The sequence below is a fragment of the Adhaeribacter rhizoryzae genome, assembly GCF_008629685.1.
GTDB classification, from domain to species: Bacteria; Bacteroidota; Bacteroidia; order Cytophagales; family Hymenobacteraceae; genus Adhaeribacter; species Adhaeribacter rhizoryzae.
Map to the genome: position 1 here is coordinate 80330 of NZ_VWSF01000006.1, position 22770 is coordinate 103099.

General features: G+C 43.0%; 21 protein-coding genes and 1 tRNA gene. 9 read left to right on the plus strand and 13 right to left on the minus strand.

Annotated elements, in window-relative coordinates; all coding sequences use genetic code 11:
• Positions 1–95: 95 nt before the first annotated feature.
• Positions 96–1301 (minus strand): MFS transporter, encoded by a 1206-nt coding sequence (locus F0145_RS10100; RefSeq protein WP_150088289.1) that lies wholly within the window; start codon positions 1299–1301, stop codon positions 96–98.
• 186 nt (positions 1302–1487) lie between these two features.
• On the opposite strand from F0145_RS10100, the gene F0145_RS10105 reads away from it, so the two are divergent.
• A complete protein-coding gene (locus F0145_RS10105) occupies positions 1488–1973 on the plus strand; it encodes a hypothetical protein (RefSeq protein ID WP_150088290.1) in 486 nt (161 codons plus the stop codon).
• A complete protein-coding gene (locus F0145_RS10110; RefSeq protein ID WP_150088291.1) occupies positions 1963–2163 on the plus strand; it encodes a helix-turn-helix transcriptional regulator in 201 nt (66 codons plus the stop codon). The genes F0145_RS10105 and F0145_RS10110 overlap by 11 nt, the downstream gene beginning before the upstream one ends.
• 129 nt (positions 2164–2292) lie before the next feature.
• Here F0145_RS10110 and F0145_RS10115 read toward each other — a convergent pair whose 3' ends face one another.
• Together F0145_RS10115 and F0145_RS10120 are read right to left on the minus strand one after the other, a co-directional pair.
• Entirely contained in the window at positions 2293–3489 is a 1197-nt protein-coding gene (locus F0145_RS10115) for a lactonase family protein (protein ID WP_150088292.1), read from the minus strand.
• 460 nt (positions 3490–3949) lie between these two features.
• Positions 3950–5182, minus strand: a complete 1233-nt coding sequence (locus tag F0145_RS10120) for a DEAD/DEAH box helicase (protein WP_150088293.1) — start codon at positions 5180–5182, stop codon at positions 3950–3952.
• 719 nt (positions 5183–5901) lie between these two features.
• On the opposite strand from F0145_RS10120, the gene F0145_RS10125 reads away from it, so the two are divergent.
• Positions 5902–7158, plus strand: coding sequence for a metallophosphoesterase (locus F0145_RS10125; RefSeq protein WP_150088294.1), 1257 nt, complete (start codon positions 5902–5904; stop codon positions 7156–7158).
• A 76-nt stretch (positions 7159–7234) separates the two neighbouring features.
• Here F0145_RS10125 and F0145_RS10130 read toward each other — a convergent pair whose 3' ends face one another.
• From F0145_RS10130 to F0145_RS10140, 3 genes are all read right to left on the minus strand, one after another.
• The gene (locus tag F0145_RS10130; protein WP_150088295.1) at positions 7235–8032 is read right to left on the minus strand and encodes a glycoside hydrolase family 16 protein; all 798 of its coding nucleotides are present in this window, start codon (positions 8030–8032) and stop codon (positions 7235–7237) included.
• Between the two features lie 72 nt (positions 8033–8104).
• A complete protein-coding gene (locus F0145_RS10135) occupies positions 8105–8512 on the minus strand; it encodes a VOC family protein (protein ID WP_150088296.1) in 408 nt (135 codons plus the stop codon).
• Between the two features lie 103 nt (positions 8513–8615).
• Positions 8616–9272: a YdcF family protein gene (locus F0145_RS10140; RefSeq protein ID WP_150088297.1), complete on the minus strand. Its 657-nt coding sequence runs from the start codon at positions 9270–9272 to the stop codon at positions 8616–8618.
• Between the two features lie 197 nt (positions 9273–9469).
• Between F0145_RS10140 and F0145_RS10145 the strand changes: the two genes are divergently transcribed.
• The 3 genes from F0145_RS10145 to F0145_RS10155 are packed head-to-tail and all read left to right on the plus strand — an operon-like array spanning position 9470 to position 12762.
• Entirely contained in the window at positions 9470–10261 is a 792-nt protein-coding gene (locus F0145_RS10145; protein ID WP_150088298.1) for an alpha/beta fold hydrolase, read from the plus strand.
• 22 nt (positions 10262–10283) lie between these two features.
• Positions 10284–11855, plus strand: a complete 1572-nt coding sequence (locus tag F0145_RS10150; protein WP_150088299.1) for a PAS domain-containing hybrid sensor histidine kinase/response regulator — start codon at positions 10284–10286, stop codon at positions 11853–11855.
• A gap of 37 nt (positions 11856–11892) precedes the next feature.
• Positions 11893–12762: an SDR family oxidoreductase gene (locus F0145_RS10155; RefSeq protein WP_150088300.1), complete on the plus strand. Its 870-nt coding sequence runs from the start codon at positions 11893–11895 to the stop codon at positions 12760–12762.
• A gap of 31 nt (positions 12763–12793) precedes the next feature.
• On the opposite strand, the gene pth is transcribed toward F0145_RS10155, so the two are convergent.
• From pth to F0145_RS10190, 7 genes are all read right to left on the minus strand, one after another.
• Positions 12794–13354, minus strand: coding sequence for an aminoacyl-tRNA hydrolase (gene pth / locus F0145_RS10160; RefSeq protein ID WP_150088414.1), 561 nt, complete (start codon positions 13352–13354; stop codon positions 12794–12796).
• A 206-nt stretch (positions 13355–13560) separates the two neighbouring features.
• Positions 13561–14130, minus strand: coding sequence for a 50S ribosomal protein L25/general stress protein Ctc (locus F0145_RS10165; protein ID WP_150088301.1), 570 nt, complete (start codon positions 14128–14130; stop codon positions 13561–13563).
• A 120-nt stretch (positions 14131–14250) separates the two neighbouring features.
• The gene (locus tag F0145_RS10170; protein ID WP_150088302.1) at positions 14251–15177 is read right to left on the minus strand and encodes a ribose-phosphate pyrophosphokinase; all 927 of its coding nucleotides are present in this window, start codon (positions 15175–15177) and stop codon (positions 14251–14253) included.
• Positions 15178–15347: 170 nt separating this feature from the next.
• Positions 15348–15420, minus strand: a tRNA-Gln gene (locus F0145_RS10175).
• An 83-nt stretch (positions 15421–15503) separates the two neighbouring features.
• Complete coding sequence (gene purL, locus F0145_RS10180) at positions 15504–17756, minus strand: phosphoribosylformylglycinamidine synthase subunit PurL (RefSeq protein ID WP_394349581.1); 2253 nt, start codon at positions 17754–17756, stop codon at positions 15504–15506.
• Positions 17757–17860: 104 nt separating this feature from the next.
• The gene (locus F0145_RS10185; protein ID WP_150088303.1) at positions 17861–18961 is read right to left on the minus strand and encodes a hypothetical protein; all 1101 of its coding nucleotides are present in this window, start codon (positions 18959–18961) and stop codon (positions 17861–17863) included.
• Complete coding sequence (locus tag F0145_RS10190; protein ID WP_150088304.1) at positions 18961–19599, minus strand: ABC transporter ATP-binding protein; 639 nt, start codon at positions 19597–19599, stop codon at positions 18961–18963. The genes F0145_RS10185 and F0145_RS10190 overlap by 1 nt, the downstream gene beginning before the upstream one ends.
• Before the next feature lie 544 nt (positions 19600–20143).
• On the opposite strand from F0145_RS10190, the gene F0145_RS10195 reads away from it, so the two are divergent.
• The 3 genes from F0145_RS10195 to F0145_RS10205 are packed head-to-tail and all read left to right on the plus strand — an operon-like array spanning position 20144 to position 22770.
• A complete protein-coding gene (locus tag F0145_RS10195) occupies positions 20144–20425 on the plus strand; it encodes a DUF427 domain-containing protein (RefSeq protein WP_150088305.1) in 282 nt (93 codons plus the stop codon).
• 9 nt (positions 20426–20434) lie between these two features.
• Positions 20435–21823, plus strand: coding sequence for a mercuric reductase (locus tag F0145_RS10200; RefSeq protein ID WP_150088306.1), 1389 nt, complete (start codon positions 20435–20437; stop codon positions 21821–21823).
• Positions 21820–22770 carry an ABC transporter ATP-binding protein gene (locus tag F0145_RS10205; protein WP_150088307.1) on the plus strand — a complete coding sequence of 317 codons (951 nt, stop codon included), beginning with the start codon at positions 21820–21822 and terminating at the stop codon, positions 22768–22770. The genes F0145_RS10200 and F0145_RS10205 overlap by 4 nt, the downstream gene beginning before the upstream one ends.

Here is a 22770-nt window from a genome sequence, read left to right on the forward strand (position 1 = left end):
GCTTTTGGTTTAGGCCGAAAGCAGCTTTTTTATTGTACAAAATGGTAAATAGGTTCAGCTGTCAGAAAATAACGTTTGGAACGCGAATAAATCTGTTAGCGGGTAATTAATTTAGGCGTTACTACCCAAAAACCAATTGCCGTAAGCACCGAAAATATTCCGGCCAGCCACCACAACGTAGTAAAGCCGTAATTAGCCACAATGCTGGTGCCCAGGTAAGGTGCCAATATATGCGCCGCCGAGTAAGAAAGCGAATATAAACCCATGTAAGCGCCCCGGTTGTAGTCGTTAGAGCGATTAACGGTAATGGTGGCCATAAAAGGCATGGCAAAAATTTCGGCCATACTTAATAAAACCATGGCAACAAATAAAATTAATTGCCCGAAAGCCAGGTTAAGCAAAATAAAAGAGAATCCGTTTAGTAAAATGCCGGTTACAATTAAACGGGTATAAGAAATGCGCTGGCCAATCAGGTAAACCAATATCATCTCGAACAGGAAAACAATAAAACCATTTAGACCCAGCAAAGTGCCAATATGCGCCTCCGACAGTACATAAACCTGCCGGTAATAGAGGGGCAGGGTAGTAAAAAACTGAAAAAATACGACGGCAAAACAGGTACACAAAAAAGCGAAAATCAAATAAGGCCAATCCTGGTAAGGCGATAAAGTGCTTTTTTTCGCGGTTTTTTTCGGATGAGATTTGGGCTGAAAACCTTTGCGCGCATTAAAGTAAACGTAGAAAAACAAGCCGGCCAGAATACAGGTAATACCATCGGCCATAAATAACAACCGGTACGATACGGTAGCCAGCAAACCCCCAATAGCCGGACCAATTGAAAAGCCCAGGTTTATGGCCATTCGGTTAAGGGAAAAAGCCCGGGTAAGGTTTTCGGGTTTGGCGTAGAAAGCAACCGATGAGGAATTGGCCGGCCGCAAACACTCCGTAACCAGGCTGAGAATAAACAATCCGCCTACAAAAGGTAAAAAGCTTTTTAATTGCAGTAACACAAAAAATAAGCTGCCGCCTACTATTAAACTGAAAAACTGCACCCGGAAATGCCCCACCCGGTCGGTAAGCCAGCCGCCTAAAAAAGAACCGCACATAGAACCCAAGCCGAAAGCGCTCAAAGCCAGCCCCACTTGTTTTAAAGAAAAGCCCAACGCCTCGGTTAAGTAAACGCTCAGGAAAGGCACCACCATGGCCCCGCTTCGGTTTATAAACATAACCAACGCCAGCATCCAGGCCGGCCGCGACAAACCACCATAAGCGTTGCGGTATAAGGTTAAAACACGATTCATAAAACAGGCGTATTTAGGCGGTAAATTTAAAAATTTGGCATAAACACAGCAGTATATTATTCTGGTTGCCGAGAGCCTGAATAATAATAGTGTATTTAATAGTAAAATATTTAATACTTAATGTAAAAAATACTTGACTTTTGTAAAAAATACTTTACATTTGTAATGAACTTAAAACTAATCTCTATGAAAACATCATTTTTATTTCCCAACTCCTTTAAGAAAGTGGGTTGGGTATTATTAGTTCCCGGTACTATTTTGGGTTTGCTGGTCCTTTTTCAGGGTTATGAAATAGCTTTCTTAAATGCCAAAGTATTTACCTTGTTTAAGGAAACGCAATTCCTTAATAGCCAAAATCCTGGTGGGCATCTGGTAAACAATAATCTTACAAATGAGTTAGCCAGCGTGATTTTTATGGTTGGGGCAATTCTGGTTGGATTCTCAAAAGAGAAGCAAGAAGACGAGTACATTTCCAAAATCAGGTTAGAATCTTTAGTATGGGCTACTTACCTGAATTATGGATTTTTACTCATTGGTTTATTATTCGTGTATGATACCCAATTTTTAACCTTTATGGCTCTTAACATGTTTACTTTGCTTATTTTCTTTATTATCCGATTCCACCTGGTATTAAGTCAAAACCAGTTTTCAGTTAAGGCTCATGCAGAATAAATTAAGAATAGAAAGGGCCATTAAAAATATTACCCAGGAAGAACTGGCCCGTTTAATTGGGGTAAGCCGCCAAACCATTAACGCCATGGAGTTAAATAAATACGTGCCGTCGACGGTGTTATCGCTTAAAATTGCCCGGGTGTTCGAGAAGAAAGTAGAAGATATTTTTATTCTGGAGGATAACGATTGAATGAGAAAGCCCGCTGCATAAACGGTAAACCTTATTATCAGAAATAAACCTGAATTTAGTTTTTAAACAAAAAAGGCGTTGCCCGAGACAACGCCTTTTTTGTTTTATATGAGTTTAATGGTAAGCAAATCAGGCTGGGAAAGCCGGTATTACCTGCACACAAACCGGAGAAGGCACCTCAACGGAATGGCCGGTAGCGGTTAGTTTACCGGTTTGGCTATCGGCTTTAAAGGTTACAATATTATTGGTGTTCTGGTTGGCTACAAGTAAAATATTCCCGCTCGGGTCGAAACCAAAGTTGCGCGGCCATTTACCCTGGGTTCTTACGTGTTCTACCAAAGTTAAATTACCGGTTTCAGCATTAATTGCATAAACCACCAAACTATCATGGCCCCGGTTAGAGCCGTACAAAAATTTACCGTTCGGCGACACGTGTATATCGGCGCAAAAACTTTCCTGAGTAACACCGGCCGGTAACGTAGAAACAGATTGGGTTTGGGTAAATGAGCCGTTGGTGCTGTTATAAGCCAGCACCGAAATGGTATTATCTAATTCGTGAATTAAAAAAGCAAATTTGCCATTTGGGTGAAAAGTTAAATGGCGCGGACCAGCGCCGGCTTTGGTGGTAAAATCGCCTTCGGGGTTAGGTATTAAACCGCCTTGTTTTGTATCTAAACGGTAGCTTTTTACTTTATCAATGCCTAAATCAATGGCAAATACAAATTTATTATCGGGTGCCGGCACAATGCAGTGCGCGTGGGGTGCTTCCTGGCGTTTAACATTTGGTCCTTTGCCCTGGTGCTGTTGCTTGGTTCTTAAATTACCTAAATGGCCATTGGGCTGTAACGGGAAAATGGCTACATTGCCGCCCACGTAATTAGCCACCAAAGCAAATTTATTAGATTTATCGAGGCTTATATAACAAGGCGCGCCGCCCCCGGTAGCCTGCTGGTTAAGTAAAGTTAAACGGCCGGTTTTTTTATCAATGGCAAAAGCGCTAACGGCCCCGGTGTTGCTGCCGTTAAATTCGGTTACTTCGTTTACCGCGTATAAATATTGGTGGTCTGGGGCCAGGGTAAGAAAAGAAGGATTAGCGCCGCCTTTGTAACCGCTTACTTTGGTGAGTTGGCCTGTAGTGCCGTTCAGCCGGAATTGATATAAACCTAAGTCGCCGGCTTTGGCGTAGGTGCCTACATATACTGCGTAAAACTTCTCTTTCGATTTTTTATCTTTTTGGGCCAAAGCCGAAAAGGCAAACGGAAGCCCAGCCAAGCTGAGCCCGGCTACTTTCATAAAAAATCGACGTGTTTGTTTTTCTTTCTTCATAAAAATTTAATGACTTATGCTACCGCTCGGGTAGCAAGATAAGCAGAATAGCTGAAACGAATAAAGGTATACTAATGCGGTTAAATATTAGTTCTTCGGAAACGAATGGAGACTGTTCAAACAACTGCTAATATAATTGTAGTCATTTATTTAAGCATATTATTAAATATTCCTCCGCAATAAATATTCTATAAAAGATAGTTTCCCAAACTTCGGTAAAATGCTTTAAACCAAAATATATGAAAGCCCCAAAGGGGCGCAATATCCCAGCGATGAGTGCAGCCCATCGGTAAAAGCCCGATAATTTTGTTTCCCAGGGCTGCATCCTGGGCTAGCACGCCCTTTCAGGGCTAGAACAATTTAGAAGGACTTAAAAAAATAAAACCAGGTGTTTGTTTACACCTGGTTTTATAGAATAAGAATATAAAATATCCTTCGTAAAAAGATTTACTTTATAAGCTTAGCTTCTGGAACGGCCAAACCACTTCTTTTTCTTTTTCACTTCTGTCCGGTTTTTCTCGGCGCTGGAAGCAACAATTTCGGCTTGCCCGATAGAAGTAAAGTGGTAAGGATGATCTTCTACGACCGGAATATTTTTCGAAATTAATTTATGAATATCGCGGAGGTAAGGCTTTTCTTCGGCATCGCAGAAAGAAAGCGCAATACCACTGGCGCCGGCCCTGCCCGTACGACCAATGCGGTGCACGTAGGTTTCGGGTACGTTCGGTAATTCAAAATTAATCACGTGGGTTAGTTCTTCTACGTCTATGCCGCGGGCCGCAATATCGGTAGCAACCAACACGCGGGTAGTACGGCTTTTAAAATTGGTAAGTGCGCGTTGCCGGGCATTCTGCGATTTATTCCCGTGTATGGCTTCGGCCTGAATACCGGCATTATTTAAATCTTTCGCTACGCGGTCGGCACCGTGTTTGGTGCGTGTAAAAACCAGAGCCGTTTCTATTTTGCGGTCTTCCAGTACGTGGTTCAGCAGTTTGCGCTTGTTGTTTTTCTCTACAAAATATACTGCTTGCTTAATGGTTTCGGCAGTAGAAGAAACCGGCGTAACTTCAACTTTGGCCGGATTTACCAAAATGGTATTAGCCAAATCTGTGATTTCGGGCGGCATGGTAGCCGAGAAAAACAGCGTTTGTCGCTTAACCGGTAGTTTTGCAATCACCTTTTTTACATCGTGCACAAAACCCATGTCTAGCATCCGGTCGGCCTCGTCGAGTACAAATAATTTAATGCTGTTCAGGTTTATAAAGCCCTGGTTCATCAGGTCGAGCAGGCGGCCCGGGGTAGCTACCAAAATATCGACGCCGCGCTGCAAAGCGGCGGTTTGGGCGTGTTGCGATACGCCACCAAATATTACCAGGTGCCGCAAACCGGTAAACCGGCCGTAAGCCGTAAAGCTTTCTTCAATCTGGATAGCCAGTTCGCGGGTTGGAGTTAATATTAGTGCTTTTATGCCTTTCGGGCCGCGTTCGGTAGTTTGTTCGTTTCTTAATAGTTGCAGAATCGGGATAGCAAAAGCGGCCGTTTTCCCGGTTCCGGTCTGGGCGCAGCCCAGCAAATCTTTGCGTTGCAAAATCAACGGAATAGACTGTTCCTGAATAGGAGTTGGTTGGGTATAACCTTCTTTTTCTAGCGCCTTCAGGATGGGCTCTATTAAATTTAATTGATTAAATGTCATTCTTGGTTTTTATAAGCCGGTTTTTGTAAGCTGATTTCCGCTGTGATGCGGCGAAATGGTTTCGGATAGTTTTATAATTTTTTAACCGGCTGGTTCTGTTGTATAACTCTATTTCGGGCGTAACAATTCAATTACGGCATTATTTAATATTAATAAGCACAATGTAAAACCCAAAGTCTTACCCGAAGGGCGAAGGTACGGTTTTATTATGAACAACAGGGTTTTCTTTTTAACTGCCAGGCAAGCAGCTTAACAAAGCCAAAGAATATTTTTAGAATAAGATTAAACTTACCTTTGTGGCCAATTGGTACTTTGCTACAAATGGTTAAGCGTTTACATTTCGGTGGTATAAATTAAGTGCAAATAGCGCGAATTAGTTTAGTACGCACCTAGAAAATCAAATAAAAATGCAGCTATAAGAATGTTTGCACAATATTTGTACAAACACAAATGTAAACCTGGCTGTGGTTGTTAAGTGAACTAATGATATGGATGAATATTCCAAAGCAAGCTTAATTTATTTAATAAACTTCTAGCTAAGGTATTAGGTAGCTTTGGGCTTTGCCAGAATGGCAGGAGTGGTGCTCTTTAGGGCAGTTAAAATATTTATCTAAGTAAAATATTATGCTGTAGATAGGCGGCTACCTAATGTAAGTTTTAATATTTACCGGAACGCTTTTTAGGGTTGTTCGGGTTTAATGAGTTACAATATAAATTAAATGCATCAAACAAGATTTTTTATCGGGGTTTTCCTGGTTGTTCTGTTATCGTTTTTATTAGATAGATATGTTTTTGCCGGTATCCGGACCATTACGGCTAACTGGAAATCAACCAGGTTAAAGAAAGCAATGCGCTGGGGATACTGGGCTATTTCCTGGGGCGTAACCACTTCTATGCTGGTTTACCCCCTTTTTGGTATGCGCAATGCTTTTACTTATTGGCTGCTCAGCATCTTTTTTACTTTGTTTGTAACCAAGCTGGTTTTTACCCTGGTTTTATTTAGCGAAGATATTATCAGGTTGCTAACGGGTGTGGTAAAATTTATTTTTAAAACTAACAACAGCGGCGTAAAACCTTTAAAGCCGGGCCGTCGCAAGTTTGTGAGCCAATTAGGCTTGGTGCTAGCTTCTATTCCGTTTGCTTCTTTTGTTTACGGTATGATTAAGGGCAAGTACGATTACAAAGTACACCGGCATACCTTATTTTTCGATGATTTACCCGAGGCATTCGATGGCTTTACCATTACCCAAATTTCGGATGTACACACCGGTACTTTTGATAATGCCGAAGCCGTGCAACGGGGCATTAACATGATAAAAGATCAGAAATCGGATTTGTTTGTTTTTACCGGCGATTTGGTGAATAACGTAGCCGAAGAAGTGGAGCCCTGGATGAACCTTTTTGGCCAGTTACGCGCGCCTTACGGGCAATTCTCGATATTAGGTAACCACGACTACGGCGATTATATGGAGTGGGAGAGCGAAGCAGCCAAAGTTGCCAACCTGGATAAACTTAAAAAACACCACGCCGACATGGGTTACCGGTTATTGCTGGACGAAAATATTACCCTGGAGAAAAACGGTCAGAAAATTTCGTTGCTGGGTGTAGAAAACTGGGGCGATGGTTTTATTCAGAAAGGCGATTTAGAAAAAGCTTTAACCGGCGTTGATAAAGATGCTTTTAAAATATTGCTGTCGCACGATCCTTCGCACTGGCAAAATATTGTAAAACATCATCCTACGCATATTCACTTAACCCTGGCGGGCCATACCCACGGCATGCAAATGGGCATCGAAACCCCAACAGTTAAATGGAGCCCATCGGAATTGCGTTATGCGCATTGGGCTGGCCTGGCCGAGGAAAATTTGCGTTATTTGTATATAAACCGGGGCTTTGGCTTTTTAGGCTTTACTGGCCGCGTAGGCATCTGGCCCGAAATTACCGTATTGGAGCTACGTAAGAAAGCAGTAGCTTAATTCAAAATCATAATATTCATAAAAAGGCCGGCTGATAAATATTATCGGCCAGCCTTTTTATTTGCCTGCGTAAGTATTATTGGTATACCCGCACGTAATCGATGTAATATTTTTGTGGTAAAGCCTGCAAATCTACGCCGCGCTGACCGCCCCAGGCGCCACCGATGGCCAGATTCAGAATTAGGTAAAAGGGTCGGTTAAAAGGCCAGGTACTGCTACCGGTGCCTTCGTTTTTAAACGTAAACACCACTTTGTTATCCAGTAAAAAATCTATTTTGTCTTCTGTCCAGTCTACGGCGTACAGGTGGAAATCAGCGTAAGGCTTGGTTAAACCTACTTTCCGGCCTTTGTTCGTGTTTTTTGTGTGGTTGTAAGCTTGGGTATGCACGTTAAAATGAACGGTGTCGGGGTCGAACCCAACATTTTCCATCATGTCAATTTCGCCGCAGGCCGGCCAGCCCACTTGTTTTATGTTTTTGCCCAACATCCAAATGGCCGGCCACGTACCCCGCGCCGAAGGTATTTTAGCCCGCACTTCGATGCGGCCGTATTGCCATTCGCCGGTACCCTGCGTAGTTAAGCTGGCGGAAGTTACCGGTACTTTTTTGCCTTTTACCAACAAAGAATCTTGCCGGGCCTCAATAACTAAATTGCCGTTTTCGACGCGGGCATTTTCTAAGCGGCCTTTGGTGTAATATTGCTCTTCTTTGTTCCGGATGTAGCCTTCTTCTTCTACCCACTTTTTAGGGTTGGGCTGGCCTTTGTAGTTAAATTCATCGGCCCAAACCAATTTTAATTTTTGGGGTTGCGGATTGGGCGTTGGCCGCGAAAATAAAGTATAGCAAAAAACTACAAGTAAACTGAAGTACGCCATGAGGGTGAAATCTGGAAATATTAAACAGGAAATTGCCGGAGAAGCTAACCAGCGCAAAAATATAATATTGCTTTATTTTTTCTGTTCGCAGTTAAACATCCAGTTAATGCCAAATTTATCGGTGAGCATACCAAATTGGGCACCCCAAAAAGTATCTTGCAAGGGCATGGTTACCTGGCCGCCAGCCGAAAGGTTGGTAAACGCTGTTTCGAGTTGGGCAATATTTTCGAAGTTTAACGATAAGGTAACATTATTGCCAATGGTAACTGGGTGATCAGGTAAACTATCGGAAGCCATAATAATAGCTTGGCCCAGTTTTAATATTGCATGCAGTATTTTCTTTTTGTACGCTTCGGGCACGTCCATTGGGGCACTTTCGAAATAGCTCAGCATCGGAATTTCACCGGACAGGGCTTCTTTGTAAAAGTTAAAGGCTTCTTCGCAATTGCCTCTAAAGGTTAAATACGGTTGTACTTCCATGTTATAGTTAGGATTAAAATATTTGCTTAAGCGTAATAAAATCTGAAAAATAAACGGCTAACAACGCAGTAGCCCAAAGCAGGTAAGAACCTAAGATTAAATATTAAGGCATTAAGTGGCTCGTAAATCCTTTTTGGGTTAACTGTTCAAAGGCGTTCCAAACAGCATCCGGAATATCCTGGTGAATCTGAAAGCCTTTGGGCGGGTAGGTCCGGATGCGTTGTAAATCGCCCAGCATAATATTTATTACCTCTTCCTGCGAAATTTCGTGGTTGGGATAATCAGTAAAACTAATTTGGGGCGAGGTAACCATTATTGCTACCGGTTCGCCGGGCCATTGCTTCATAAACGTGGCATAAGCCCGGCGTTCCATATAAGGTTTCTGCACCAAAATCATGCGTTTTATTTTAATATTATTCTTCTGGAGTAAAGCATAAGTTAGGGCAATATTTTCGCCGGTGTTGGTCGAGCGGTTTTCAATCAAAATTTTATCGGCGGGTACGCCCATGTCGCGGGCAATTTGGGCAAATTTATCGGCTTCGGGCTCATTCCACAGGCCATCGGTAAGCCGCCCCAAACCCCCAGAAAATATTAACAGCGGCGCGTAGCCCTGCAAAAACAACTCGGCACCGCGTTCGGCTACCCGGGTATCGTGGCTGCCCAAAACCAAAATACAATCGGCCGGAGCGAGCAAATGATTAACATGATGATAATCCCAAATTAATTGGCTTAAGCGTAAAGTTTCGGAGTCGAGGAACATAAATAATAGTTTTGTCCGGAATATCTTAAAAGAACCTGTAATACAAAAGTACTTTATCTTAAAATCTACCCGTTAAACTAAAACCAGCAAAGGATACGTAGCGTTTAAAAAGTATAATACCCGTGCATTGCACTTAAAATATATTTTTTATTAATTTGTTTTTACAGCATTGCGCAACTTTATTTTATAGCAGCTACATGAAAGATATTCTGCATAGAAATAATGTACACGTAAGCGGCAGCGGAACAACCCCGATGTTATTTGCGCACGGCTTTGGCTGCGACCAAAGTATGTGGCGCTTTATTACGCCAGCTTTTCAGCAGGATTATAAAATTGTGCTGTTCGACCACGTGGGTTTTGGCAATTCGGATGTACAGGCTTTTGTACCGGGTAAGTATAATGCGCTGCAAGCTTACGCCAACGATATGCTGGAAATCTGCGAGGAGCTAAATTTATCCCAAATAATATTTGTTGGGCACTCGGTAAGCGCCATGATTGGTATATTGGCCGCCCTGCAAGAGCCGGACCGTTTTCAGAAACTAATTTTAATAGGGCCATCGCCCCGGTACATCAACGACGAAGATTACGTAGGTGGCTTTAACGCCAAAGATATTGATGGCTTGCTCGACTTTTTAGACAGTAATTATTTAGGTTGGTCGAGTACCATGGCGCCGGTTATTATGGCCAATCCCGAGCGCCCCGAACTAAGCCAGGAGTTAACCAATAGTTTTTGCCGCGCCAATCCGGAAATTGCCAAAAATTTTGCCCGGCTTACATTTCTTTCTGATAACCGGGCCGATTTACCGAAGGTGAAAATGCCGGCCTTGATATTACAGTGTTCCGAAGATGTAATAGCACCCAATTCGGTAGGCGAATATGTGTATAGTCAATTGCCAAATAGCCGGTTGGTTGTAATGAAAGCAACCGGCCATTGCCCTAATTTAAGCCATCCGGAAGAAACAATTGCGGCAATAAAAGGTTTTCTGTAATACTGAGTAAGGGGCAAGCGCGATGAGTAGGGTAGATTACAAAGAATATATACTGGAAAGTGCCGACGATTTATACGAAAATGCGCCGTGCGGTTATTTGTCTTTTTTACCCGATGGCACTATTGTAAAAATAAATAAAACGCTGCTTAACTGGCTGGGCTATAAACGCAAAGAAGTTCTTTTTAAAAAGAAATTTATTGATTTTTTGGCGATTGGCGGTAAAATATTCTACGAAACCCATTTTGCTCCGCTGCTTAAACTACAGGGATTTGCCAACGAAATAAATTTTGACCTGTTGCCGAAAGCCGATAAGCCCGTGCCGGTATTAGCCAATACTATACAACTACGCAACGAAAACGCGGAGCCCCAAATGAACCGGGCAACCCTGTTTAATATTACCGATCGGAAAAAATACGAACAAGAATTATTGCTGGCCAAGAAGAAGGCCGAGGCAGCTACCAAAGTAAAAGCCGATTTTATTTCTACCTTTAGCCACGAGATAAGAACCCCCATGAATGCCATTATTGGCATTACTGATATTTTATTAAAAACTAATCCTACCCCGCCGCAGCTGGAGTACTTAAATATTTTAAAGTACTCGGCAGATAGTTTGCTGAACCTAATTAACGATGTGCTGGATTTAAGCAAAATTGAAGCGGGCCAGGCTACCCTAAACCCGCGAACTTTTAATTTACGTGAACTGGTAAACAGCCTTGTATATAGCTTTAATGTTAAGGCCGAAGAAAAAAATATTGACCTGGAGGTTCACCTTGGTGCGCTAGTACCCACGTTTGTAATTGCCGATGAAGTAAAAATCAGACAAATCCTAAATAACCTGCTCGGAAACGCCGTAAAATTTACCGACACTGGTTGGGTGAAACTAGAAGTAGCTGTTTTGGAAACAGAAAAAGACGCTGCACTTTTAAACTTTAAGGTTATTGATACCGGCATTGGCATTCCGGAAGATAAGTTGACGGTAATATTTGAAGAGTTTGCCCAAGCTACTACCGATACCGAACAACAATTTGGGGGTACCGGTTTAGGGCTTACCATTACCAAACGCATTCTAAATTTATTTAACAGTAAAATAGATGTTCAGAGTGAGCCCGGTAGAGGTACTATTTTTAGCTTTGATTTAAAGTTAAAAACTACTAAGCCAGTAGCAAAACCAAGTGCCGCCCAGGTAGCTGAAAGTACTGCCGGGAGTTTAAAAGGCATTAAATTGCTTTTGGTAGAAGATAATAATATTAATATTCTGGTAACAGAGCAATATTTAAAAAATTGGGGTGTAGATTATGAAATAGTGCGGGATGGCTTGCAGGCAATTTCTAAAATTAACCAAACCGATTTTGATTTAATTTTAATGGATTTGCAAATGCCCGTTATGAACGGCTACGAAGCAGCCAAATGGATACGGAATTTACCTGAAGCCAAGTACCGGCAGTTGCCCATTATTGCACTCTCGGCCTCGGCCAAATCTGACCTGGACCAGCAAATAAAAGAATGCGGCTTTACCAATTTTGTGAACAAGCCTTTTAAACCCGAAGAATTATACAACAAAATAGCCTTGTACACTAAAAAAACAGAAGGTTAAAAACTCAACTCCAGCACGAACCCTTTAATTAAACAAAATGCAAGCAGCCCCCATGTTAAGAGCCGATGCCCTGCAAGGCAAAACTATTTTGGTAACCGGCGGTGGCACGGGTTTAGGCAAATCTATGGTAACCTGCTTTCAGCAATTAGGGGCGCAGGTGGTTATTTGTAGCCGGAAATTAGAAGTGCTGGAGCTAACCGCCCGGAAATTACGGGAAGAAACCGGGGGCGAAGTATTGCCGCTGGGCTGCGATATCCGGTACTATAATGAGGTAGAAGATATGCTGCAGGCAGCCTTAAAGCATTTTGGTAAAATAGATGTACTGGTAAATAACGCGGCCGCAAATTTTGTGAGCCCCACCGAACGCCTGAGCCACAAAGCATTTGATGTTGTAACCGATATTGTTTTAAAAGGCAGTTATAACTGTACTTTAGCCTTGGGCAAGCACTGGATTAGCCAAAAGCAACCGGCTACTATCTTAAATATTATTACAACTTACGCTTCTACCGGTTCTGGTTACGTGGTGCCTTCGGCTTGTGCTAAGGCCGGGGTGCTGGCACTTACCCGTTCGTTGGCCGCCGAGTGGGCTAAATATAATATTCGGTCTAATGCTATAGCACCCGGCCCTTTCCCCACCGAAGGCGCCATGAGCCGGCTTTTTCCACCCCAATTAGCCCAACAACTTGATCCAGTAAAACGCATTCCGCTGAAACGTTTTGGCGAGCACCACGAACTGGCCAATTTGGCAACTTACCTGGTATCGGATTATGCGGCCTTTGTAAACGGCGAAGTTATTACCATTGATGGCGGCGAGTGGCTTTACGGGGCCGGCGAATTTAATTATTTCGACCAGATTCCGGATGAACTTTGGGACGCCCTGGAGCAGCAGCGAAAAAGTAAAGAATAATATTTCATAAATTCAACGCCTAATCAGCAGATTATTTATTAAAAAAATTCATCGTTCGCTCTAAACCAATGGTACCGAAAGATAAACTCATTTCAGCCGCGCGCTGAATTAGTTCGGGTAGTTGTACTTGTTCTTCTTTAAAGAATGGGCTGAGTACGTAATCTACCTGGCGGCCTTTAGAATAATTATCGCCAACACCAAAGCGCAAACGGGCGTATTCATTGGAGCCCAGCGTTTCTTCTATGTGCTTTAAGCCATTGTGGCCCCCAGCCGATCCTTTCGACCGCATCCGTAATTTACCAAAGGGCAATGCCAGATCATCGGTTATTACCAGCATATTAGTTACCGGTATTTTAAGCGAAGTTAAATAATGCGTTACGGCTTTCCCGCTCAAATTCATGTAAGTGGTAGGTTTAACTAAGGTATAGCTTTTGCCTTTGTGTTTTATTTCGGTTACAAAAGCGTGGCGGCTAATTTCAAACCGGGCCTCGTGTTGCTGCGCCAGGTAATCTACCACCATAAAGCCAATATTGTGGCGGCTCTCGGCGTATTCAGGTCCAATATTGCCTAATCCAACTAAAAGATATTTCATGTCCGGAGTAATGTTTTCAGTAGCATTGGCTGGGCGGGTGGTGGCACCAAAACCAAAAGCTGCTTTAATTCTATTTATAATATTGCCCAAGCGTTTTTATTAAGCGGCAAAATTACAGGAATAAACCAAAAGGGCAGTTATTAAAACAAAAATCCTGCCCGGCAGCAAGGCCAGGCAGGATTCTAAAAACAGAAATATTATAAAAATTATTTCTCGTTCTGCTGTTGTTTCAGCGCCCGTGGAATAGTTACGGTAGCTACCGGTGCAGTAGGGTTAGTTAAAATGGTAAAGTTTTCGGCTTTGATTCTGCCAACTTTAACCGAACGTCCTAACTCCAAATCAGAAATATCAACATCGATAAAATCAGGCAGGTTAGCCGGCAAAGCTTTTACTTTAAGCTTCCGCAGTTTGGCTACTAATTTACCACCAGATAATACGCCCGGCGATACACCTACAAAGCGAACCGGAATTTCCATTTTCACTTCTTTGTCATCGCTCAGTTGTAAAAAGTCGGCGTGCAACAATACTTCGTTTACCGGGTGAAACTGGGCATCCTGCAAAATAGCTTTGTAAATAGTACCTTCTATATTTAATTCAACGGTAGCAACCTCCGGTGAATAAATTAAGTCGCGGAACATAATCATAGGCACACGGAAGTGAACCTGCTCGCTGCCCCCGTACAATACGCAGGGTACATACGATTCTTCGCGAAGCTGCTTGGCTTCGGTTTTACCGAGATTTGCTCTTTTAAACCCTATAATCTCTAAAGTTTTCATTATTAAATGGTTTTTAGTGTTTAGCCTCTGGCTTTTCAGCGATCAGCTTAATTATTTTTTATTTTGAGGGTGCGAAATTAGGTATAATAACAGACTAAAACAAATGCTTTAGACTAATCGCTATAAAAACAAGGAACTGATAGATTCGTGGGTTACTACGTTGCTGATAGCCCGGGCAAATAACTGCGAAAAGCTTAAAACTTTGATTTTGGGCGATGCATAACGCAACGGAATGGTATCCGATACAACTAATTCTTCCAACATCGAATTTTCGATGCGCTCGTAAGCCGGGCCGGATAAAATAGGATGGGTAATAATGGCCCGTACACTGCGCGCGCCTCTATCCCGAAGCAATTCAGCTGCTTTGCAAATAGTACCGGCCGTATCCACAATATCATCTACCATTACTACGTCCTGGCCTTCCACATCGCCGATTACCTGCATCGAGGCTATTTCGTTGGCACGCGCACGTTGTTTATCGCAAACTACCATTTCGGCGCCAAATTTAGAAGCAAAAGCGCGGGTCCTTACCACCCCACCTACGTCTGGCGAAGCAAATAACAACCGGTCTAAATTCAGGCTTTTAATGTAAGGCACAAATATGGCCGAGCCATCGAGGTGATCTACCGGAATATCGAAGAAGCCCTGAATCTGGCCGGCGTGTAAATCGCAGGTCATTAACCGGTCGGCGCCCACACTTTGTAAGGCATTAGCTACTACCTTAGATCCAATAGCCACCCGGGGTTTATCTTTGCGGTCCTGGCGGGCATAACCGTAATACGGCACTACCACACAAACTTTATGCGCGGAAGCCCGTTTGGCAGCGTCTACCATCAGCATTAATTCCATCAGGTTATCGGCCGGCGGAAAAGTAGATTGAATCAGGAAAACTTCACAACCTCGCACCGATTCATTAAAGCTGGCAGAAAGTTCACCATCGCTAAACCGTTGGATAGAAACATCACCCAACACGATGCCATAGGCGGCGGCAATTTTTTCGGCGAGGTACCGGGATTGAGATCCGGAAAAGATTTTAACTTGAGGCATTTTGCGTATGTTTTTTGAAAGCGGAACGCGAATTTATAAAATAATAAATCTTGTTACTATAAATTTAAAGTAATCGCTCTTTAAGCTTTCAAAAAGCCTATTAACAAAATTAACAATGTGCTATTTCCGGGTTTAACCCATTTGGAAATCGCACATTGTTAATTTATTTGTTGTCCGACCAGGTTTCGAACCTGGACTCTTCTGAACCAAAATCAGACGTGTTGCCAGTTACACCATCGGACAATTTCCCATTCGCTTACTGTTTGGTGGCACAAATATACGGCGAACTTTTCTTTTTCAAAATCTAAAATTAATTTTTTTGAAAATTAATTCATCAATTTTTCTAAAGCGGTGTCGTACAGCTTCTTAATTTCTACAGTATTTTGGAAGGCTTCGTTGTCGATGCGGCATTCGCCGGTTGTAACGGTACCTAATAAGGTAAAAGCGGTATTCTGGCCTTTTAACGCAGATTCGAAAGCTGCTTGTTGCGCCGGCGCTACCGAAATAACAATGCGGCTCTGGCTCTCGCCGAACAAATAAGCATCTTTCCGGAAAGTTGAATCGGTTTGAATATCAAAGCCTAAATTCTGCGGCATCGCCGATTCCAGCAGAGCAATATACAAGCCGCCGTCCGAAATATCGTGTACTGATTGCACCAGTTTTTCCCGAATCAGATGCTTGGTAGCATCCTGCACCTGGTACTCGGTTTCCAAATCAAAAGCTGGCGACGGTGATAATTTTACGCCGTGGTACGAGTATAAATATTCCGAAGAATTAATATCGTTCTGCGCCGCGCCTACTAAATATATTAAGTCGCCAGCGTTCTGGAAGGCCAGGGTAGTAGCCAGTTCTTTGTTTTCCAATATCCCTAGCATACCAATAGTTGGCGTCGGGAATACCGGACCTTCGTCGGAAGATTGGTTGTAGAAACTCACGTTACCGCCGGTTACCGGGGTCTCGAATTTCTCGCAGGCTTTTTTCATGCCTTTAATGGCGCCCACAAATTGCCAGTAAACTTCCGGCACGTAGGGGTTACCAAAGTTCAGGCAGTTGGTAATAGCTACGGGTTCGCCGCCGGAGCACACAATATTACGGGCGGCTTCGGCCACCGCAATGGCGCAACCTTCTTCGGGGTTGGCGTTTACGTAGCGGCTGTTGCAATCTACCGTAATCGAAATGGCTTTGTCGGAGCCTTTTACTTTAACAATGGCGGCATCGCTGGGGCGGTTGGTCGTCATGGTAGCAGTTCCTACCATGGAGTCGTACTGGTGATAAACCCAGCGGCGGGAGCAAATATTCGGGTGGCTGGCTAAGAATTCAGCTATTTTCCGGTATTCTTCTAAACCTTTTGGTTCTGTTACCTGGTCGATGCTGAACTGCTGAGCTTCTTTAAAATAAGCCGGCTCGCGGTATTCGCGGTGGTAAACCGGGGCGCCGCCGCCTAGCACTAAATCTTCGGCGGGCACATCGGCTACCAATTCGCCGTGCATGTAATATTTTAAGCGTTTGGTATCGGTTACTTCGCCAATCTGGGCGCAGTACAAATCCCACTTATCGCAAATAGCTTTTATTTTATCTTCCTGGCCTTTGTGCACCACAATCAGCATGCGCTCCTGGCTTTCCGATAGTAATATTTCGAAAGGCACCATGTCTTTCTGGCGGGTAGGTACTTTATCGAGCCAAACTTCCATGCCGCTTTCGCCTTTGGCACTCATTTCGGAAGTAGAGCAGGTAATACCAGCGGCACCCATATCCTGCATGCCTACCACACAACCCGATTCCAGTACTTCCAGCGTAGCTTCGAGCAATAATTTTTCCTGGAACGGGTCGCCTACCTGCACCGAAGGTAATTTTTCGGCGGAAGCTTCGGTGATATCTTCGGAGGCAAAAGTAGCACCGTGAATACCATCTTTTCCGGTGGCGGAACCCACAATAAATACCGGGTTGCCCACGCCTTCAGCAATAGCAGAAGCAGTTTTACCTACTTCCACAATACCAGCCGAGAAAGCATTTACCAATGGGTTTACGTTGTAGCATTCGTCGAAATACAATTCGCCGCCTACCGTAGGAATACCAAAGGCATTGCCATAATCGCCTATACCTTTTACCACGCCTTTTAACAAGCGTTTGGTTTTATCGTTTTGAATATTGCCGAAACGCAGCGAGTTTAACTGCGCAATCGGGCGGGCACCCATCGTAAAAATATCGCGGTTAATACCACCTACGCCGGTAGCGGCGCCTTGGTAAGGTTCAATAGCCGACGGGTGATTATGCGATTCGATTTTAAAGCTGCAGGCCAAGCCGCCGCCAATATCTACCAAACCGGCATTTTCTTCGCCGGCCTCGGCTAGCATCCTTGCCGATTTCTTAGGCAATGTTTTCAGCCAGACAATGGAGTTCTTGTAGGAGCAGTGTTCCGACCACATAACCGAGAAAATACTCAGCTCGGTAAAGTTGGGCGTACGGCCTAATATATTTTTAATTTTCTCGAATTCTTCGGGAAGAAGTCCTAATTTCTTAGCAGTTTCTACGGTAGTTAGCTGTTGTTCCACGCCGGTAGCTTTTTTATTGAAGCGCAAAATTAGGAATTTCTATTTTATACCCTCTAAATAATACAGAAATAAAAACCAATTTCCCTTTTGCCAGGAATTCAGTGTTAATTAATTGTCCGGTGGTACGAATATTATTGCTCATAAACATAATAATTGCGGTAGTAGAGCAGATAAGCCAACAGAAAAAGCAAGATAGTTAGTAGGTAAAGTGGTGGATGCAGCAATAAAAACAAGAGCAGACCTATATAAATAAAGAATACCCACTTTAAATAAGTCTCCCGGTTTAGCTTTAAATATAATAAGGTATACAGGAGTAAAATAACGCTGATACCGAATGTAACCAGGAATATTAAGGAAATAATTGCCGCCGGATTAAAGTTGAGTCGGAAAAGCAATATTATTTCGGGTGCCAATAACAGCGTGAAAAGTATAACTTGGTAAGTAAATCGTTGCCAATGGGCATAGGGCAAATATCGCCAAAAGCTTAAAGCTGTTTCCTGAAATTGCTGTACCTGCTGCACCAGCATGGCCTGGGTAATCACAGCCGTCAGGAATCCAATGTAAGTAGGGCGTAAATCGTATTGCGGGTAGGGATAGAGCGTCATAAAGGCGTACAGCACGCCCAAGGATAATATTTTGGTAAGGCCCAGCATTACTTTTTCCTGCCGCAGCAAATACCGCAGCGGCCATAAAACCGGGGGGGCTAATATTCTTTTTTCACTGCTGGTAAATATATTCTTTATTGCCTTTTCCGGAATGGTTTGGGCTAATTGGTGGTGGAAATAAAGAATGGTAAAAAATATTAATAGCAGGTTGTAGGTGGTAGTCACCCATATTACCCAAAAGTGGGCAGTTAGCAGGCCGTAATAACTGATTAATAATGTATAAACCAGCGCCGGTAAAAATAACTGTAAATGGGTTAATCCTAAACTAAGCCACAAAATCCGGCGGGGAAATAGACTAGTGATAAATAAATATTCGTTTTCGGGTGCCCGGATAGTTTTCAGCAGAAAATTAAAGCACTTGAGATAATACAACAAGAACACTCCCAGCACCGAAAAGATAAAAATTGAAGACGTTACCGCTCCCGTTAGAAAATACGGACTTACCAGCATGGTTGGCGGCTGCTGAATACCAAAAGCCAGGAAAAACACTACCAGAAAAAAGCCGGCATTAAGCTGGTAAAATTGCTGCACCACTACTTTGTTAAATATTCTGAGTAGCGCAAACATCAGGAATCTGAAAGCTGGGTTAAGGTTTGATTTTGCACCAGCCAGGTAGCCGTTAAGGGTAATTGGGTCATCTGCGAGTCCTGGTGCGAGGTTACTAGAAAACTGGTTTGGTGCTTACTATTGTACTCCTGCATTAAATTATAAACCAGTTCTACCGTAGCTGTATCCAGGGTGGCCAATGGTTCGTCCAGCAATATTAAACTAGGCTGACCAATAAAAGCCAGCATGAGCGACAGCTTTTTGAGCATACCCGAGGAATAAGCACGCACAGGTTGGTGCAAATAATCTGCGTTGAAATATTTAATTAAGGTAGCTGCTTGGTCGGCCGGTGCTTTATGCGCCTGAGAGAATAAATTTACCAACTCAGTACCGGTTAAGAAACCAGGGTAAAGCGGCGCGGCTTCACCTAAATTAATATGGCGGCGGTGTAAAAGCGGTTGCGCCTGTAAGTTTATGCTTTGGTTTAAGAGAATATCGCCCTGGTACGGAATTAAGCCGCCCAACACCCGGAATAAAGTGGTTTTGCCCGAACCGTTTTGACCTTTTATCCAATGAATACCTGCTGGTACCGTTAATTCCGGAATAGCTAGGATAAGGTTATCACCAAAATATTTTCTGAATCCCCGGAAAGTTAGCATGGAACCGAGCTTGCTTTAATATAAGTTTAAATATGGTTAATATTATCTATTCTTGTTGCAGCACAAAAGTTAATTAATATTCACGTATTTATATAAATAATAGCGCGTATTCGCTGTTATTCCGGCTAAGGTGTTTTTAATGCCAACTTCATTAATATTTTTCGCCCCGACTGCTTTCTGCAGGGGAGTTAAAAACTTAAAATTAGAAATGAATTGAAGATAATCTCCAAGCATTCAATACCCTTTCATTTACAAAGGTTTAAAAACAATCTATGGCAACTATAAGTTTTATAGATGTATGGAACCAACTATTCTCCGGTTAGGAATATTTCTTATCTGAAAGCCCAGGCGGTGCTAAAGATAAGGCTGGTGGCAGATGCTGATAACAGGCTCTACATAAAAATACTAACCTATTAATTTATTTAGCTGCACCAAGAAATATGCCTGACAAGCAGTTTACCTGTAAGCTTAAAGTAGCCGGCTAACCAATATCTTAATTCATAAAGATTTACCTTAAACAGAACAGTTATAAAAATTAATTAAGATGAAAGCTATTTGGAATAATCAGGTAATTGCCGAAAGCAATGATACTGTTGTAGTAGAAGGTAATCATTACTTTCCGCTGGAAGCCGTAAACCAGGACTTCTTGAAACCATCTGATACGCATACTACTTGTCCCTGGAAAGGACTGGCCTCTTATTACACCCTGGAAGTTAATGGGGAAACTAATAAAGATGCAGCCTGGTATTACCCCGAACCAAAGGAAGCCGCCAAGCAAATCAGCGGCCGGGTGGCTTTCTGGAAAGGGGTAGCGATACAACCATAAACAGCAGGCATGAAACAATTTGATGCGATAATTATAGGTTCTGGTCAGGGCGGCACGCCTTTGGCTAAAAAACTGGCTTCTGAGGGGTGGAAAACCGCTTTGATTGAAAAGCAGTATGCCGGCGGTACCTGCGTAAATATTGGCTGCACACCCACCAAAACCATGATTGCTTCTGCCAAAGTTGCCTATACCGTTGCCCACGCCGGTAAATGGGGAGTTGAAGTAGGTGAGGGCAGCTTGAATCTGTCGGCGGTACTGGCGCGCAAAAGAAAAGTAGTGGAAAGTTTTCGTAGCAGCTCGCAGGAAGGATTAGAAAAAAAAGAAAATCTAACCTTAATATGGGGGGAGGCATCTTTCACCGATAAAAAAACAATTAATGTTGTTTTAAACAGCGGCGAAGAAGAAACAATTACATCAGAGAAAATATTTATTGACGTAGGAACCCGGGCTACTATACCCGAAATAGAAGGTTTAAAGGAAGTAAATTATCTTACCGCCACTACCCTGATGGAGCTCGAAGAAGTTCCGGCGCATTTATTAATTTTAGGTGGTGGCTACATTGGATTGGAATTTGGCCAGATGTACCGCCGATTCGGCAGCCGGGTAACTATATTAGAACACCATGAAAGGTTTTTACCTAAAGAAGATGAAGATATAGCCGCCGAAGTTTTAAGTTTTTTAGGGGCAGAAGAAATTGAAGTAATCACCCACGCCGAAGCAACACGGTTTGTTAGGAAAGAAAAAGATATTATTGCTACAATTAAAGTTAAAGAAAAAGAAAGAATAATAAATTGTTCCCATATTCTGGTTTCGGCTGGCCGAACGCCTAATACAGATACATTGAATTTAAAAGCCGCCGGGGTGAAGGTAGACAAACGCGGCTTCATTAAAGTAAATGAAAAATTGGAAACATCGGCTGCCGGTATATTTGCCATTGGCGATGTGAAGGGCGGACCGGCTTTCACCCATATTTCTTACAACGATTATATTATCTTGTATGAAAACCTAGTTAAAGGCGGAAATAGAACCGTTAAAAACCGGCTAGTTCCATATACCGTGTTTTCTGATCCCCAATTGGGCAGAGTAGGCATAACCGAACAGGATGCTATCAAAAATAAATTAAATATAAAAGTGGCAACCCTACCCATGACCCACGTAGCCCGCGCCATAGAAACCGGTGATACACGAGGCTTGATGAAAGCGGTGGTAGAGGCCGATACCGGTAAAATTTTAGGAGTAGCCATTGTAGGTCAGGAAGGCGGTGAAATCATGTCGGTGCTACAGATGGCTATGGCAGGAAATATTACCTGGATCGAAATAAAAGATATGATCTTTGCGCATCCGCTTTACGCCGAGGCGCTGAATAATCTTTTTAAGCAACTGGAAACTGATAAATGATTGCCGTAGAAAATGTTTCTAAAAGCTTTGGTAATACCCTTGCCGTAGATCGGGTTTCTTTTGAAGTAAAAGCAGGCGAAACGCTGGTGCTGCTGGGTACCAGTGGCTCTGGTAAAACAACTATGCTGCGCATGATAAACCGCCTGTTGGAACCAACCTCGGGCAATATTAGCCTGAACCACAAAAGCATACTGGCCGAGCCACCGGAAATTTTACGCCGGAATATAGGCTATGTTTTACAAGGCTACGGCTTGTTTCCGCATTACACCGTTGCCGAAAATATAGCCATAGTACCCAGTTTGTTAAATTGGGGAAAAGATAAAATTTATAAAAGAGTAAATGAATTATTACAGAAACTCCGGCTGCCGCCGGAAAAATATGCTGATGCTTACCCCCACGAGTTAAGTGGTGGCCAGAAGCAACGGGTGGGATTAGCCCGGGCCTTAGCGGCCAATCCGCCGGTGCTGTTAATGGATGAGCCTTTTGGCGCTTTAGATCCGCTTACCAGGGAATCGGTACGGAAGGAATTTAAAGAACTGGATGAATTGAAAGCCAAAACAATTATTCTGGTTACGCACGATGTGCAGGAAGCCTTTGAATTAGGAGATAAAATTTGTTTAATGGATAAAGGTGCCGTCGTACAATCAGGTACCCCGGCCGACCTGATTTTTCATCCGGTAAACGAATTTGTGAAAAGCTTTTTTAGCCGGCACGAACTGCAACTACGATTACAGGCGCTAAGGCTAAAAGATATCTGGCGTGATTTACTTACCGTAGACCCAAGTGCAACTAGCACCTTTACCAGCAATAAAAATATTTGGGAAGCAACCGAAGCCTTAACAAACAAAGGACCCATAATTGCCTATGACCCTGAAACAGGAACTACCAAAAAGTTTGAATATGCAGATTTGCAAATTGCCCTCAAACAGATAAAAAATAATTCCTGA